Source organism: bacterium (assembly GCA_018814885.1).
Lineage (GTDB): Bacteria > Krumholzibacteriota > Krumholzibacteriia > LZORAL124-64-63 > LZORAL124-64-63 > JAHIYU01.
In genome coordinates this window covers 1-15,822 of sequence record JAHIYU010000008.1, presented here as the reverse complement: position 1 = coordinate 15,822, position 15,822 = coordinate 1, and the positions used below count along the sequence as shown (strand labels likewise).

At 67.6% G+C, this 15,822-nt stretch carries 12 protein-coding genes; 10 read left to right on the top strand and 2 right to left on the bottom strand.

The annotated features are described in order from the left end of the window. The 4 genes from KJ554_00565 to KJ554_00550 form a co-directional block, all read left to right on the top strand. The coding region (locus KJ554_00565; GenBank protein MBU0740823.1) for a T9SS type A sorting domain-containing protein at positions 1–1,010 on the top strand (1,010 nt) is incomplete at its 5' end. An 81-nt stretch (positions 1,011–1,091) separates the two neighbouring features. Further along, positions 1,092–4,007: a protein kinase gene (locus tag KJ554_00560; GenBank protein ID MBU0740822.1), complete on the top strand. Its 2,916-nt coding sequence runs from the start codon at positions 1,092–1,094 to the stop codon at positions 4,005–4,007. A gap of 151 nt (positions 4,008–4,158) precedes the next feature. Then, a complete protein-coding gene (locus KJ554_00555) occupies positions 4,159–5,844 on the top strand; it encodes an aminotransferase class V-fold PLP-dependent enzyme (GenBank protein MBU0740821.1) in 1,686 nt (561 codons plus the stop codon). 25 nt (positions 5,845–5,869) lie between these two features. Then, on the top strand, positions 5,870–6,220 hold the full coding sequence (locus KJ554_00550; protein MBU0740820.1) for a DUF190 domain-containing protein: 351 nt from the start codon (positions 5,870–5,872) through the stop codon (positions 6,218–6,220). A 49-nt stretch (positions 6,221–6,269) separates the two neighbouring features. Here the strand turns inward: KJ554_00550 and KJ554_00545 are convergent, their stop codons facing one another. Beyond that, positions 6,270–7,751, bottom strand: a complete 1,482-nt coding sequence (locus KJ554_00545) for a hypothetical protein (protein MBU0740819.1) — start codon at positions 7,749–7,751, stop codon at positions 6,270–6,272. 227 nt (positions 7,752–7,978) lie between these two features. Here KJ554_00545 and KJ554_00540 point away from each other — a divergent pair, with 227 nt between their 5' ends. The 4 genes from KJ554_00540 to KJ554_00525 are packed head-to-tail and all read left to right on the top strand — an operon-like array spanning position 7,979 to position 11,739. Next, positions 7,979–8,920, top strand: coding sequence for a nitronate monooxygenase (locus KJ554_00540; protein MBU0740818.1), 942 nt, complete (start codon positions 7,979–7,981; stop codon positions 8,918–8,920). Position 8,921: 1 nt separating this feature from the next. Continuing rightward, positions 8,922–10,100: a DUF1730 domain-containing protein gene (locus KJ554_00535; GenBank protein MBU0740817.1), complete on the top strand. Its 1,179-nt coding sequence runs from the start codon at positions 8,922–8,924 to the stop codon at positions 10,098–10,100. After that, on the top strand, positions 10,097–11,098 hold the full coding sequence (gene amrS / locus KJ554_00530) for an AmmeMemoRadiSam system radical SAM enzyme (GenBank protein MBU0740816.1): 1,002 nt from the start codon (positions 10,097–10,099) through the stop codon (positions 11,096–11,098). The genes KJ554_00535 and amrS overlap by 4 nt, the downstream gene beginning before the upstream one ends. Next, complete coding sequence (locus KJ554_00525; protein MBU0740815.1) at positions 11,098–11,739, top strand: hemolysin III family protein; 642 nt, start codon at positions 11,098–11,100, stop codon at positions 11,737–11,739. Before amrS ends, KJ554_00525 begins: the two co-directional genes overlap by 1 nt. A 3-nt stretch (positions 11,740–11,742) precedes the next feature. Here KJ554_00525 and queF read toward each other — a convergent pair whose 3' ends face one another. Next, positions 11,743–12,138 carry a preQ(1) synthase gene (gene queF / locus KJ554_00520; GenBank protein ID MBU0740814.1) on the bottom strand — a complete coding sequence of 132 codons (396 nt, stop codon included), beginning with the start codon at positions 12,136–12,138 and terminating at the stop codon, positions 11,743–11,745. Positions 12,139–12,280: 142 nt separating this feature from the next. On the opposite strand from queF, the gene KJ554_00515 reads away from it, so the two are divergent. Beyond that, the gene (locus KJ554_00515) at positions 12,281–14,173 is read left to right on the top strand and encodes a hypothetical protein (protein MBU0740813.1); all 1,893 of its coding nucleotides are present in this window, start codon (positions 12,281–12,283) and stop codon (positions 14,171–14,173) included. Continuing rightward, positions 14,174–15,727, top strand: a complete 1,554-nt coding sequence (locus KJ554_00510; protein MBU0740812.1) for an oligosaccharide flippase family protein — start codon at positions 14,174–14,176, stop codon at positions 15,725–15,727. Positions 15,728–15,822 lie beyond the last annotated feature (95 nt).

Here is a 15,822-nt window from a genome sequence, read left to right as displayed (position 1 = left end):
GCCTGGGCGCCGACAACATCGTCTACGCTTTGGGCAGCCACGGCGGCGATCTCTACGCCGGCGGCTACTTCGCGCACGCCGGCGCCGCGGCGGCCGCCGGGATCGCCCGCTGGGACGGCGCGGACTGGCATGCGCTGGGCGACGGACTCGGCGGTCCGGGCATGATCTACAATGCGGCGACCATCGCGTCGGTGGGCGGCGAGCTGTATGTGGGCGGCGATTTCACCATGGCGGGGGGCGCCCCCGCGGGCGGCATCGCCGTCTGGGACGGCGCGGGCTGGCGCGAGTACGAGGGCGGCGTCCAGAGGGGCACAGGGTACGCCGTGGTCCACGACCTGCAGGTCCACGAGGGCGACCTCTACCTGGGCGGCAACTTCTCGAGCGTGGGCGGCCGGGGCGAGATCTCCTGCAACCTGGCCCGCTGGGTCGACGGCACGCTGGTGCCGGTCTTCCTGCAGGACTTCGACGCGGCCTGGACCGGCACGCGGGTCGAGCTGAACTGGCGCGTCGAGCCGGCGCAGGAGGCCGGGGAACTGCGCCTGGACGCCCGCTCCGGCGCCTCGACATGGCCGGTGCCCTTCGCGGCGACGGACGCCGGCGCCTACCGGGCGCTGGACGCGCCGCCGCGCGCGGACCGTCCGGTCGTGATCACCTACGACCTGTCCTGTCGGGACGAGGGCGCGTCCGAGCCGGCACTGCTGGCCAGCCGGACCGTCGAACTGCCGCCCCTGTCGCGCACCCGTCTCGATGGGGTGCATCCGAACCCCTTCAATCCCGGCACCACCGTCTCGTTTTCCCTGGCGCGGGGCGGCCGCGTGGACTTGGCCGTCTACGACGCCACCGGCCGCCGCGTGGCGATCCTGGCCGGCCGGCCGTATCCGGCGGGCGGGCACTCCGTGTTCTGGGACGGGCGCGACCACGCAGGACGCGCCGTGGCATCGGGCGCGTACCTGGTCCGGCTGGAGACGGAGGAGGGGGCGCAGTCGGCGAAGATCGTGCTGTTGAGGTGAACCCGAAGCCCGCCGGGGGGCGAGATGATAGGCCAAACGGTATCCCATTACCGGATTGTCGAGAAACTTGGCCAAGGTGGAATGGGCGAGGTCTACAGGGCGAAGGATGCAAAACTTGACCGGACCGTCGCCCTGAAGTTCATCGCTCCCGAGTTCACCCATGATCCCGAAGCCAAGGCCCGCTTCATCCGCGAAGCCAAGGCGGCCTCCGCCATCGACCACCCGAACATCTGCACCATTCACGAGGTGGACGAGACCGCTGATGGCCGTCTATTCATAGTGATGGCCCACTACGAGGGAGAAAGCCTCAAGGAGCGGATCGCGAGAGGTCCGCTGACGCTGGACGAGAGCGTCGACATGGTGCAACAGGTCGCCCGCGGGTTGGCCAAGGCGCATGCGCAGAACATCGTCCACAGGGACATCAAACCGGCCAACATATTCCTGACGACGGACGGCATGGTCAAGCTCGTGGATTTCGGTGTGGCGAAGCTGCTCGACAACACCCAGTTGACCAGGACCGGCGGGACGTTCGGGACCTTGGCCTACATGTCTCCGGAACAGGTGCAAGGCGGTGTGATCGACACTCGATCCGACCTCTGGTCGCTGGGTGTCGTGCTGTACGAAATGGTGACGGGGATACTGCCCTTCCAGAGTGTCTCGGCCGCTGCGACGATGTACGCCATCATCAACGAAGACGCCGGGCTGCTGTCCTCGCACCGGGACGTCGTCCCCCCGCTGCTGGAATCGATCGCCTGCAAGGCACTGCGGAAGAATGCGGGCGAACGTTATCAAGATGCGGACGAGATCCTTGCCGACCTGACCGGGCTGGACGGCAAGCCCGGGACACGGGAAAGCCGACATTCGCTGCTGTCCGGCGGCGGGAAAGCGGCGCGGAAGCGCAGGATCGGTCCGGTCGCGGGGGCTGCTGTCGCCGTCGCCCTGCTGCTTGGAATTATCGCCTTCTGGCCGCCCCTTCACCGACGCTCATCACCGGTGAACGTCATGCCCATTGCGGTCATCGGCTTCGAGAACCGGACCGGAGATGCGGCTTACGATTACCTGAAAGAGGCCATACCCAATCTGCTCATCACGTCCCTGGAGCAGTCCCGGAGTTTTCGCGTGATGACGTGGGAGCGCATGCAGGACCTTCTCGCGCGCATGGAACGGGGAGAGGTCGAGGCCATCGACAGCTCGCTGGGTTTCGAGGTCTGCCGCATGGACGACGTACAGGTCCTCGTCACCGGCAGCGTCACCAGCGCCGGCGATGTCTTCGCGACGGATATCAAGGTTCTCGACGTGGCCACCAAGGCATTGCTCGAAAGCGCGAGCTCGAGGGGGCGGGGACCGGCCAGCATCCTGGAGAAACAGATCGACGAGTTGACCAGTCAAATCGTGCGCGGGATCCCTCGCCCGGAAGCCGGCGAAGCGGAAACGCTGCCCGGGATCGCGGACGTCACGACGCGGTCCTTCGCTGCCTACCGGGAGTTCCAGAAGGGCAGGGACGCCTACCTGAAATACTACGACGACCAGGCCATTCGCGACCTGAGGGCCGCCGTTGCCATCGATGGTGATTTCGCCGTAGCCCATCTCTATCTCGCCTGGGCCCTGCGCGGGAGCTCCGAGTCTCGCGAGGCCATAAGCAGGGCCATGAACCTTGCGGAACGGGCGTCGGACAAGGAGCGACTCTACATCGAATCCAGTCACGCCCGGTTGATCGAGAACGATCGCGAAAAGGAAGCGCGGCTGCTCGAACAACTGGTCTCGAAATACCCCCAGGAAAAACTGGCATACTGGTGCCTGGGCGTGAACTACAGGAGCGAGGGGCTATATGGACGAGCACTCGCCGCGCTCGGAGAGGCGCTCTCCCTCGATCCGGGATACGCGCCCGCCCTCAATAGCATCGCCTACGCCTATGCGGACAGCAACGATTTCGAGCGCGCCTTCGCGTACTTCGAGCGTTATGCAACCATGACGCCGTTGGATGCGAATCCATACGACTCCATGGCCGATATCCATGTGAGGATGGGAGATCTGGACGTCGCCCTGGGCAAGTACGAGCAGGCGATCGCGCTGCGGCCCGACTTTTTCGCATCGCACGCCAAGATATGGTACCTGCATGGATTGAACGAGAATTACGATCGAGCCCTGCAGAGCCTCGACCGCTTCATCAACTCCACCTCCACTCCGGCGATCAAGGGACACGGCTTCAAATGGCGGGGTTTTTGCGATTTCTGGCTGGGCAAGAGAGACACCTGTCTGTACGAACTGCGCCTGTCTGCCGATCTCGCGCCCGACGAGGTGGCCAAGAGCCTGACCGATTACATACTGGGCTGGGTTTACCTCCACCTCGGAGAGATCGAAACAGGCCGGCGCTATTGCGATAGCGCCATCGAGGTCTTCAATCGGGGAGCCACGCCCGGGCGTCGAGCCTTGCACGGGACCCTCCAGGCCTACTTCCATGGTCTTTCGTTTCTGCAGGCTGACGATACTGCCGCCGCCCGAACGTGCCTGGAGCAGCTGGAAGCGCGCCTGGCGGAAGTGGAACCGGTTTATTCGCCGACGCTGGAACACTGCGCCAGATGCCTGCGGGCCGAAGTCATGCTGGCGGAGGGCGATCCCGAACGGGCAGCCGCCATTTTCCGCACAGCCAGGCGGTACGCGCTCGATCATATTCATGATGTCACCATCGTGCCTCTCAACTTATCACGCCAAGACGTCGCAGCCCGGGCGTACCTGGCGTCGGGTGACACGGCTCAGGCGATAGCAGAGTACGAACGCCTCGTCTCGGCGAACGCCAACGAACGCGGACGACTGTTCGTTGAGCCCCGGGACCACTACCGACTGGGCGTCTTGTACCAGGATGCGGGGCGCTTGGCCGAGGCTGCGGCCGAGTTCGGGAAGTTCGTCGAGATCTGGAAGGACGCGCGACCGATGCCGGCCGATATGGTGGACGCCGGGAACCGTCTCGAAGGGATGAAGCGAATTCCTGCCGGATGAGCCGGTCTGACGGGACCCGGGCCCTTCCGTTCCCGCTCTGGACACCGCCGACGACTCGTCGGCACGGACCAGAAGCGTCTCTACTGACCCGCGGCCTTGTCTCGCGGCACGCCAGGCGGTACCCTCTGCCGGTCACCCGGGGAGGCGCCGCTTGGAACCGCAGACCGCGAAGCTCATCGAGACCATCCGCGACGGCGTCGTGGGGCGCGACCGCGCCCTGCGCGGGCCCTACGGCCTCCGCAGGATCGTCTACGCCGACTACACGGCCTCGGGGCGCTCGCTGGACTTCATCGAGCGGTTCATCGCCGAGGAGGTGCTGCCCCTCTACGCCAACACCCATACCGAGAGCTCCAGCACCGGCCTGCAGACCACCCGTTTCCGCGAGGACGCGCGCGCGGTGATCCACGAGATCTGCGGCGGCGGCGACCGGGATGTGGTGATCTTCTGCGGCTCGGGCGCCACCGGCGCCATCAACAAGCTGGTCGAGATCCTCAACCTGCGCATCCCCGCCGACCTGGACGCCGCGTTCGGCCTGTCGGCCCACATACCCCCGGAAAAGAGGCCGGTGGTCTTCATCGGTCCCTACGAGCACCACTCCAACGAGCTGCCCTGGCGCGAGTCAATCGCCGACGTGGTGGTGATCGCCGAGGACGCCAACGGCCAGATCGACCGGGGCATGCTCGAGGACCGGCTGCACCGTCACGCCGGTCGGCCCCTGAAGATCGGCAGCTTCTCCGCGGCGTCCAACGTGACGGGCATCGTCTCCGATACCTGGAGCATCTCCAGGCTGCTTCACGAGCACGGCGCGCTGGCCTTCTGGGACTTCGCCGCCGCGGCGCCCTATATGAAGATCGAGATGAACGCGCCGGCCGGCCGCGACCCGCGGGCCTCCAAGGACGCCCTGTTCATCTCGCCCCACAAGTTCATCGGCGGGCCCGGCACGCCCGGCGTCCTGATGGTCAAGCGCGACCTGTTGAAGAACAGGGTGCCCTCGGTACCCGGCGGAGGCACCGTCTCGTACGTCGGTCCCGCAGCGCACGACTACCTGACCGATCCCATCCACCGCGAGGAGGGAGGCACACCGGCCATCATCGAGGCCATCCGCGCCGGACTGGTCTTCGGGCTGAAGCGCGCGGTGGGCGAGGAGACCATCGAGGTCCTGGAAAGCTCGTTCGTGCGGCGGGCCATCGCGCGCTGGTCGCGCCATCCCGGGATCGAGATCCTGGGTAACCTCGAGGTCCACCGGCTGTCCATCGTCTCGTTCGTCATCCGCTGCGGCGACAAGCTGCTCCACCACAACTTCGTGGTCGCCCTGCTGAACGACCTGTTCGGCATCCAGGCGCGCGGCGGCTGTTCCTGCGCCGGGCCGTACGGCCACCGGCTGCTGGGCATCGACATCGCCGAGTCCGAGCGGTTCAAGGCGGCCATCAACCACGGCAGCGAGGGCATCAAGCCGGGCTGGGTCCGCGTCAACTTCAACTACTTCATCTCCGAGCGGACCTTCGACTTCATCCTCGGCGCCGTGGAGGCCATCGCCGACGAAGGCTGGCGCCTGCTGTCCCACTACGATTTCGACGCCGTCAGCGGCATCTGGGCGCATGCCTCTTTCCAGCGCGAGGCCTCGCTCGGTCTGCGCGACATCACCTACCATGAAGGGCGCCTCGCCTACACGGCGCGGCACCACCACGCCACCGACGAGGCCGGCGAGAGGTATCTGGAAGAGGCGCGCGCGCTGATGGATGCGATCGTCCCGGCCGTCCCGACCGCGGCCGCGCTGTCGGAGGATCTGGAGCGGCTGCGCTGGTTCCCGTTGCCGGGGGAGGCGCCGCCGGCCTGAAAGCCGCGAGCGAAAGGAGCCGATCATGCGCACCGAGGACGAGGGCAAGCTGCTGCGCATCTACGTGGACGAGACCGCCGAGCACGGGGGCAAGCTGCTCTACGAGTCCATCGTCGAGCTCTGCCGCGACCGCGGCATGGCCGGCGCCACGGTGCTGCGGGGCGTGCAGGGCTACGGCGCGGACCTGCGCATCCACAAGGCGGGCGTGCTGCGCCTGAGCGCCGACTTGCCCATGGTGATCGAGATCGCCGACGGGCCGGAGCGCATCGATGCCCTGCTGCCCGCGCTGGAGGGCATGATCCTCAACGGCCTGATCACCGTCGAGAAGATCAGGATGATCCGGCTCACGCCCGGGGACCAGCGGCCCCTCGAATGACGAAGCCCCCGTGACATGCGGGGGCTTCGCACTCACCGCTTCCGAATGGTCAATGCACTGCGAGCACCTTGCCCGAGGCGCTGGCGTGGCCGTCGTCCCAGCGCAGGAAATACGTGCCGGCGGCCACCTGATCGCCGTCCGTGTCGCGGCCGTCCCAGCTGGCCACCATCGTCCCGCTCTCGCCGGCGCGCGGGCGCAGCAGGCGTACCGCGCGCCCGCGCACGTCGAAGACGAGCAGCCTGCCGGTTGCGCCCGTGGCGGCCGAGGCCTTGATCGTGGCGGTCGCGCCGGGCCTCAGCGGCGAGGGATATACGTGCAGTCGGCCGCCCTCGCGCGCCAGCTCCAGTTCCAGCACGTCCGTCGTCGGGGTGTAGCCGTGGGGACCGGGACCGTCGGGCACGATGCCGTGGCAGACCGTGCAATCGCGCAGGGTGCCGGCCGCGTTCTGCAGGTCCTCGGCCATCAGGTTGTCGTTGGCCTCGCGGCTGGGCCAGATGGCGTGGGGCGAGCCGTGGCAGGCGGCGCACATGAGCCCGCCGTGCCCGGTGCTGAGTCGATAGAGCCGGCCCGCCGGCTCGCCGTACTGGGTGGCGTGACAATCGCGGCACGCCGGCTCGTTCAGCCAGGGCACGCGGCCCTGGTGCTCGATGGAGCCGGACACCTGGTTCAGGTCGCCGTGGCAGTCCTGGCAGATCATGGCGTAGTCGGTGGCCATGGTGCCGCGCAGGCACTGGGTCTGGGGGCCCGGATGGCACATGTTGCAGCCGTCCTGTCCGGGCATCGTCTCGTCCAGGAACTTGTGCTGGTCGTGGATGCGGAACGAGAAGTAGCCCGCTTCCGGGATACCGGTCGTGCCCAGGGCCGGCGAGGCGTGGCAGCCGGCGCAGAGGATGGGCTGGTCGGCGGGATCGTAGCCCCCGGCGAGTTCGTGGCCGTAGATGATGTCCTGTTCGCTCGAATGGCAGCCCGAGGTGACGCAGTTCACCTCGGTGGAGACCGGCAGGACGGGCCGGCTGCGCGCCAGTTCCAGACCGCCGCCGTCGCGGGCGATGACCAGACCGAGCTGGTAGGGCGCCTCCACGGTCGGTGCCGCATCGGCGAAGGGGGTGAGCGGGATGCCCTCGGCCGTGAAGTGCGCGGCGCAGGCCTCGCACGCGCCGGACAGGCCGTTGCCGGTCAGTCCCACGTTGTCGGGCAGATCCACGCCGAACAGCGCCACGTCGTGATCCCAGAAGTCGGTCTTGCCCACCGAATAGGTGTTCCCGGGGATGGAGTACTCGACCGTGGCGCCCGCGGTCACGAGTTGCGGCGGGGTCGCGGCGTCGCCGCGCCGCACGATCTGGGCGTAGAGCGTGTTGTAGGGCGGCAGGATCGACATGGCGGCGTGGTCCCTGTTCATGCAGTGCATGCCCAGATCGTTCCAGCTCAGCACCACGTGGTCGCCGTTGACTGCGGAATGCGTGGGCGGTGAGTGCAGCGCGAGAATGCCCAGGAGCGACCAGAGAAACATGTGGAAACGGCGGTGACGCATCTGTGACCTCCAGGCAAGCGGTCCATTGTCGACAGGAGCACGACGGCGACGGGGTGCACATACCATACTTGTATGGTGGTATATAAGTCAATCATATTCTAAATTTATTAAATATCATCGACCGACGCGCTGCCACGAAACCTCTCCGATGCTCGTCGCGCCTGTGGTATCGTCATTTACGAGGCACGACCCACGGGTGGGACCGCAAGCCCCGAGCGAGGCGCATCATGGAACGCTGGACCGGAAATCGTATCCGCGAGCTGCTGGGCACCGAGTTTCCCATCATCCAGGCGGGTATGATCTACAACAGCGGCGCCGAACTGGCCGCCGCCGCCGCCGCCGCCGGTTGTCTCGGCTTGATCGGGTCGGGCAGCATGCGGCCCGACTTCCTGCGCGCGCAGATCCGCCGCGCGCGCGAACTCACCGACAAGCCCGTCGGCGTGAACATCCCCCTGATCCACAAGTACGCGCGCGAGAACCTGGAGGCGTCCCTGGAGGAGGGCGTGCGCATCTTCGTCACCTCGGCGGGCACGCCGCGCCGGGTGGCCGGTCCCCTGAAGGAGGCCGGCGCGACCTTCATACATGTGGTGGCGACGGCCGAGCTCGCCCGCAAGTGCGAGCAGGCCGGCTGCGACGCGGTGGTCTGCGAGGGCTTCGAGGCCGGAGGGCACAACGGCCGCGAGGAGCTGACGACCATGGTGCTCGTGCCGCAATGCGCGCGGGCGGTGTCGATCCCCGTGGTGGCGGCCGGCGGCATCGCAACCGGCGAGCAGATGGCCGCCGCCCTGGCGCTGGGCGCGGACGGCGTGCAGATCGGCTCGCGCTTCGCCGTCACGGTCGAATCCTCGGGACACGAGGCCTTCAAGCGCGCGGTGGTCGAGGGCGGCGACACCATGCTGGTGCTCAAGAAACACGTGCCGGTCAGGCTGCTGCGCAACGCCTTCCGCGAGCAGATCGTGGCTCTGGAGGCAGTAGGCGCCTCGCGCGAGGAGCTGGCCGCCATGCTGGGCGAGGGGCGCGCCCGCCGCGGCATGCTGGAAGGCGATCTCGAAGAGGGCGAGCTGGAGATCGGCCAGGTGGCGGCGCTGATCGATGACGTGCCCTCGGTCCGGGAGGTCGTCGATCGCCTCCTCGCCGGCTACGACGCCGCCGTGAAGCGCCTGTGCTGACATGGCTGCGCCGGTCCTTTCCGCCCTGCAGCTGCGCGACATCCTGGACGCGCCCGCCCGTGCCCACCGCATCGATCTGGTCGGGGCCGTTGCCCTGCCCCGGCGGCTGGCCCACGGACCGGCTTATCTCGCCTGGCTGCGCGATGGACGCCACGGCGGGCTCGAATACATGGGCCGCGACCCCGTGGACCGTCTCGATCCCACCCGGGGACGCGACTGGGCGGCGTCGCTGCTGGTCTTCGCCCAGCGCTACGCCAACGGCTGGGACCCCGACGACACCGACGCCCGCGAAGGCTGCCACGGTGGCCGTCCCTGGACCGCCGGCGTCTCCAGGTACGCCCGCGGCGACGACTACCACGATGTCCTGCGGCGCTCGATCCGCCGCCTGACGCAATCCCTGCGCGAGGAACTGCACCGCCGGGGCGTCCTGCGCGCGGAGGCGGACCTCGTGGCCCAGGACGCCGTCGATGCCGGGCCCTTCCTCGAGCGCGAGTACGCCTGGCTGGCCGGCTTCGGTTTCTACGGCAAGAACACGATGCTCATCCACCCGCACCTGGGCTCCGCGCTGTTTCTGGGCGTGGCGTTGACCAACCTGCGGATCACCGGCCTGGCCGAGGCGCCGCGTCCCCTGCTGGGGCCGCCGGCCGCGCGCGCGCCCGCGCCGGAGGGCATGGATGCGCTCTGCGGGGACTGCACGCTCTGCCTCGACGCCTGTCCCGGCGGCGCCCTGGCTCGGCCCTTCACCCTGGACGCCGGGCACTGCATCTCCACCTGGAATATCGAGTGGCGCGGAAACGCCCCGGCCGGCCGGCGCCGCGAACAGGGGGGCCTGCTCTTCGGCTGCGACATATGCCAGCAGGTCTGTCCCTGGAACCACAAGGCGTCGCGTCTGGCGAGCGGGCCGCCCCTGGAGGCCTATGCAACGTCGCCGGCGCACGCGGAGCTGGGTCTGGCCGACCTGATCCGCATCGATGCCGACACTTTTCGCGCCCTCTTCCGCCGCAGCCCGCTCTGGCGGACCCATCCCGGGGGAATGTGCCGCAACGCCCTGGTGGTGGCCGCCAACACCGGGCGAAACGACCTTGTCGAGGTGGTGCGCGAGGCGGCCGACGAAGATCCCGACGCCGCTGTCAGAGAGGTGGCGCGCTGGGCTCTGGCCGAACTGGAGGCGAAGCGATGACGGCGACGGTGCAGGCAGCCTGGTGGCGTCCGGCGCGCAACGGCGCGGTCGTCTGCGAACTCTGTCCCCTGGGCTGCCGCGTGCGCGCCGGCCGGGACGGTCCCTGCGGCACCCGCGGCAACCGCGGGGGGGAGATGCGGCCCCTGCAGTACGCCCAGGTCGTCTCCGCGGGTCTCGATCCCATCGAGAAGAAGCCCCTGTACCACTTCCATCCCGGCCGTCAGATCTTCTCCATCGCCGCGGCAGGCTGCAATCTCCACTGCGCCTTCTGCCAGAACTGGACCATCAGCCAGCAGCGCGGCGGCGCCACCCGCCGCCTCGAACCTGCCGCCGCGGTCGCCATGGCCGCCGGACTCGACTCGGTGGGCATCGCCTACACCTACAGCGAGCCCCTGGTCTGGTACGAGTACGTGCGCGACACGGCGCGCCTGGCCCGCGAAGCCGGACTGCGGAACGTGGTGGTGACCAACGGTTTCCTCAATCCCGGTCCCCTGGCACAGCTGTCTCCCCTGCTCGACGCCGCCAACGTGGACCTCAAATCCATGGAGGACGCCTTCTACCGCAAGATCTGCAAGGCGCGCCTGCAGCCGGTGCTCGACGCCATCGAGCATCTGCACGCCGCCGGCGTGCATCTGGAGATCACCAACCTGGTCATCCCCGGCCACAACGACGCCGACGTGCAGATCGAGGCCCTGGTCGACTTCGTGGCGGGTGTGGACCGCGCGATCCCGCTGCACTTCTCGGCCTACCGCCCCGCCTGGAAGCTGCGGGCACCGCCCACCCCGGTGGCGACCCTGCAGCGGGCGGCCGCGATCGCCCGCGCCAGGCTTGACTTCGTCTACCTGGGCAACGTGATTCTGGCCGGAGCCTCCGACACCGTCTGCCCCGGCTGCGGCGAAACGGTCGTCCGGCGCGGCGGGTATGCGGTCGAGGCGTTGCTGGACGGGGAAGGTGCTTGCCCCTCCTGCGGGCGGCGGATCATCAGACGGGAGCCCTGATGCGGAGCGACAAGCGGTCCTTCACGGTCGGCGAGGAGATCGCCCACAGCGTCACCCACGGTCTCGGCGCCGCCCTGAGCGTGGTCGGGCTGGTGTTGCTGGTGGTGCGGGCCGTCGCCAGCGGCGATCCCTGGCGCATGGTCAGCTTCGCCATCTACGGCGCGACGCTCGTGCTGCTCTACACGGCCTCGACCCTGTACCACGCCCTGACGCCGCGACGCGCCAAGTCGGTCTTCCAGGTGCTCGACCATGCCTTCATCTACGTGCTGATCGCCGGGACCAACACGCCCTTCCTGCTGGTGAGCCTGCGCGGCCCGTGGGGCTGGAGCCTCTTCGGCGTTGTGTGGGGACTGACGGTCGTGGGTGTGTTGTTCAAGGTGCGGTTCGCAGGCAAGTTCCGCCTGCTCTCGACCCTGCTCTACATCGGACTGGGCTGGGTCTGCATCATCGCGATCAAGCCCATGCTGGCCAACGTGCCGTCCGCAGGGCTCGCCTGGCTGCTCGCGGGCGGGGTGGCCTACACCGGCGGCACCGTCTTCTACCTCTGGCGGGGCATGCGCTACCATCACGCCGTCTGGCACCTGTTCGTGCTGACCGGCAGCATCTGCCACTTCGTGGCTATCTACGGTCATCTCGGTTGAGTGTCACCAGGCGTCGCGGGGGGACGGTGGCTCTCCCTGCCAGCCCTCCTTGGCGTGCCGGCCCCTGACGTAGGTGGTGATGCCGCCGCGCACGAACCACTTGGCGTCGATCTCCAGGAACCACGGGTCGAGCACCCGCGCCAGCTCGTCGAGGATCTCGTTGGTCACCTCCTCATGGAACGCACCCCTGTCCCGGAAAGTCCAGAGGTACAGCTTCAGCGACTTGAGCTCCACGCACAGCCTGTCCGGTATGTAGCGGATCTTGAAACGGGCGAAGTCCGGCTGACCGGTCAACGGGCAGAGGCAGGTGAATTCCGGGCAGTCGAAGAGTATCTCGTATTCACGCCCGGTCCGGGGGTTGGGGAACGTCTGCAGGTCGGGCGAGGGCTGGCTGGGCATGATCGGACCTCCGGTTGGCGTCGAGGTCATTCTAGGCCGCGCCCGCTCTTGCGGCAAGGACAGGAACCCGTGGCGCCCGCGGACCGCTGTGCTATCATGCCAGCCAGTCGACTGGAGCTTTCCCGGGAAGGAGCCGTGATCCATGCCAGGTATCTTCGGAGTGGTGGCCCTGAGACCCGACCGCGATGCGAGCGGCATCGCCGGCGCCATGCGCGGTCTCATCACCCACCAGGAGTGGTACCGGAGCTGCGTCAGCCGGCGCGGCGGCAGGGTCCTCGGCGCCGTCTCCGTCAATCCCGCCTTCAGGGAGGAAACGCACCTCGCGGCCGACGGCGACGTGCGTCTGCTCGTCGAAGGAACGGCCCTGACGATCGACGGACGGCACGTGCCCGACACGGCGCCGGATTTCGCACGCCGGCTGCTGGAGATCTACCTCGCCGACGGCGACGATTTCATCCACCGCGTCGGCGGGCACTTCAACCTCGTGATCGACGACGGCCGCGACGGCCGCCTGATCATCCTGAACGACCATCTCGGTTTCTCGCAGATGCACTGGTACCTGGACGATCAGGTCTTCCTGTTCGGGCCGGAGCTGAAGGTGTGCCTGGCCTGGCGCGGGGTCGACCTCGAGGTCGACCGGGCGTCGGTGGCGACCTTCCTGGCCCAGGAATGTCCCTTCGGCGACCATACCCTGCTGCGTCGCGCGAAGATCCTGATGGGGGGCAGCCGGCTCGTGCTGCGGGACGGACGCGCATCCCTCGAGCGCTACTGGCGCCCGAACTTCGAGGCGGTCGAGGAGCGCAGCCGCGAGGATTTCGGGGACGAGGCCCTGTCCCTGTACGAGCGGTCGATGGCCAAGCGCCTGCCGGCCGACGCGAAACGCATCGTGGTGGCGCTGTCCGGAGGTCTCGATTCGCGCCTGCTGCTGCACCTGGTGCGCGAGCGCGGCGACGACCTGCAGATCTTCACCCACGGACAGCCGGACTGCGACGAATACCTCATCGCGCGTCAGGTCGTGCGCACGCTGGGGCTCGAACACCGCCACGAGTTGATCGAGATCCGACCCGCCTGGTACGGCGAGCACGCCCGGCAGGCCGTCTGGCTCAACGACGGCATGTGCAACGCGCGCAACGCCGGACTGATCGGCATCTCAGCTCAGCTCGGGCCGGGACCGGATCCCTTTCTCAACGGGATCATCGGGCCCTACCTGGCCATCGGTTCGGGGCATTACATCAAGCCGGAGGACCTCGTCCTGATCGAGGACGAGGAGGAACTGCGGCGGAATGTGCTCGCCTTCACGGGAGCCGACCGCGGCAGCCGGACCTTCGATCTCTTCATGGCCCCCGACACCGCGCAGGAGATGAGGGAACTGGCACGGGACCAGATATGGTCCACGTTCCAGGACTTCCGCCGTTACCCGCAGTTCGGGATCCAGAAGATGATGCACCTGGTCCAGAACACGGGCCGGCGCATGCAGACGTCGGTGGACGTGCACAAGTACTTCTTCCACGACCTGACGCCCTTTGTCGACACCGACCTCTTCGATCTCTACCAGCGCATTCCGCTGCCCGACAAGCTGCAGAACCCGATCTACCTGGACATGTACCGCCGCCGCGTCACCGACCTGGCCCGCGTCCCCTGGAGCCGCACCGGGCACGATCTCTTCGCCGATCCCCGCGACGTAGCGCGCACGGTCGACAGGCGCATGAAGCGTCTGGAGTTGAACAAGCTCGTACGCAAGCTGACCCGCGGCCGCATCAATCCGCGCAGCCGCGTCACCTACCACGACCGCGAGGCCTGGCTGCGCAAGAACAAGGTCTATCGCGACGAGATCACCGGTGTCCTGTCGGACGTGGCGGCCTCCGGCTGCGATTTCATCTTGCAGGCCAAGGTCGACCGGCTCCTGTCCGAATTCGACAAGGGCAAGGACTGGTATTTCCACAACCTGATGCAGATCTACACGTCGCTCGTCTGGCACGAGCAGTTCCTGCGCTCCGCGCCGCGCGGATGCGAACTCCGACCGCTCGGAGAGTAGATGTCCGAAGTCCGCAGCACGTTCCGCCACGCGTCGATCTACACGATCGCGGCCGTCCTGGGCAAGCTGATCAGCTTCTTCATGCTGCCGTTCTACGCCCACGTGCTGCAGGACGTGGGTTACGGCGTGATCGGCATGGTCGAGACCGGCCTGGCCCTGCTGATGAGCCTGATGGCCTACGGTGCGCAGGGCGGGATCATCCGCATCTACCACGACAAGCCGCCCGAGCTCAAGGCGCGGGTCATCAGCACCGGCGTGCTGCTGATCGGCGGCTCCTCACTGGCGTTGACGGCGCTCGTGGCGGTCTTCTCACGTCCCCTGAGCGCCCTGATGCTCGAATCGTCCGACCAGGCCGTCCTGCTGATCCTGGCCCTGGGCGGCTTCGTGCTGGAGCTGACGGGCCTGGCCGCGGCCACCATCCTGCTGATCAGGAGACGCTCGGTGGCCTTCTCGGTCATCGGCCTGGTGCGGCTGTTCATCGGTCTGGGGACGAGCATCTGGTTCGTCCTGGTGCTCGACTGGGGTCTCTTCGGCTACTTCCTGAGCTCGCTGGTGACCGCGCTGGTGGCCGCCGCCTGCTTCATCGTCATCGCCGCGCGCGAATGCGGCCTCGGTTACGACCGCGAGATCGCCCGCGAGCTGATCGTCTTCCAGCTGCCGCTGGTGCCTGGCAACCTGGCCTCGTTCGTCTCCCGGCAGGTGGAACGGGTGCTGGTGCGTTTCCAGCTCAACCTCGAGAGCGTCGGCGTGCTGGAGATGGGCTACAAGTTCCCGGTGCTGATCGGACTCCTGATCAGCCAGCCCTTCATGCGCTCCTGGAACACCACCCGCACCGAGATCGCCGACGAGCCCGACGCCCCCCAGCGCATCGGCCGGGTCTTCACCTACTTCATGCTCCTGGTCTCCTTCGGGGGCCTGCTGATCGTGGTCAACATCCGCACGGTGCTGGAACTGTTGACGCCGCCGGAATTCTGGCCCGCCTACCGCATCGCCCGCGTCGAGGTGTTGACCATGATCATGCAGGGGATCTACCTGCATGTGGGTTTCGGGCTCTACTACGCCAAGGAGACCAAGACCATGGCCCTGATCCGCGGCGTGATGTCCGTGATCAAGGTGGGGCTGTCCCTTCTCTTTATTCACCTGTGGGGTTTGTACGGGGCCGCCTTTTCCGCGGCGGTGGCCCAGGCCGGTGTGACCGCCTGGGGCAGCGCGGTCTCGCAGCGGCGCTACCGGATCGACCTGGAGTGGCGCAAGCTAATCCTGATCTCGCTGGCCGCGGTGTCTTTCTTCGTCGTGCTGGCCAATCTCGATCTCTCGGTCCTGGGTCCCTACCACTGGCTCCGGGACACGGCCATGCCCGCGGTCATCGACGGCGTGGCCGCCACGCCGCTCGGCGACTGGAAGGACGGCAAGGTCACCCGCATCCTGGCGGATCGATCCAGCCTGGTTTCCGACCTCATCCTGCGCACGGTGCTCTGCTGCGGCTATCTCCTTGTGTTTCCCGTCATCCACAGGGAGACGCGCGAGAAGATCATGCGGGTATTCGGGTCATAGTTACACGCACGCGGGGAAGGATGCGCTGCGCGGACCGTTCCCCGCGTGCGTGTAACTGTGACCTGATCACCACCGATTTAGCTCGTCTCCCCGTG

What these genes read in the sequence shown, in the direction of transcription:
- KJ554_00560 (MBU0740822.1), top strand. Translation starts at nt 1,092, where the DNA reads ATGGGCGAGGTCTACAGGGCGAAGGATGCAAAACTTGACCGGACCGTC.
- amrS (MBU0740816.1), top strand. Translation starts at nt 10,097, where the DNA reads ATGACGGCGACGGTGCAGGCAGCCTGGTGGCGTCCGGCGCGCAACGGC.
- KJ554_00525 (MBU0740815.1), top strand. Translation starts at nt 11,098, where the DNA reads ATGCGGAGCGACAAGCGGTCCTTCACGGTCGGCGAGGAGATCGCCCAC.
- KJ554_00515 (MBU0740813.1), top strand. Translation starts at nt 12,281, where the DNA reads ATGCCAGGTATCTTCGGAGTGGTGGCCCTGAGACCCGACCGCGATGCG.
- queF (MBU0740814.1), bottom strand. Translation starts at nt 12,138, where the DNA reads ATGCCCAGCCAGCCCTCGCCCGACCTGCAGACGTTCCCCAACCCCCGG.
- KJ554_00510 (MBU0740812.1), top strand. Translation starts at nt 14,174, where the DNA reads ATGTCCGAAGTCCGCAGCACGTTCCGCCACGCGTCGATCTACACGATC.
- KJ554_00550 (MBU0740820.1), top strand. Translation starts at nt 5,870, where the DNA reads ATGCGCACCGAGGACGAGGGCAAGCTGCTGCGCATCTACGTGGACGAG.
- KJ554_00545 (MBU0740819.1), bottom strand. Translation starts at nt 7,751, where the DNA reads ATGCGTCACCGCCGTTTCCACATGTTTCTCTGGTCGCTCCTGGGCATT.
- KJ554_00540 (MBU0740818.1), top strand. Translation starts at nt 7,979, where the DNA reads ATGGAACGCTGGACCGGAAATCGTATCCGCGAGCTGCTGGGCACCGAG.
- KJ554_00535 (MBU0740817.1), top strand. Translation starts at nt 8,922, where the DNA reads ATGGCTGCGCCGGTCCTTTCCGCCCTGCAGCTGCGCGACATCCTGGAC.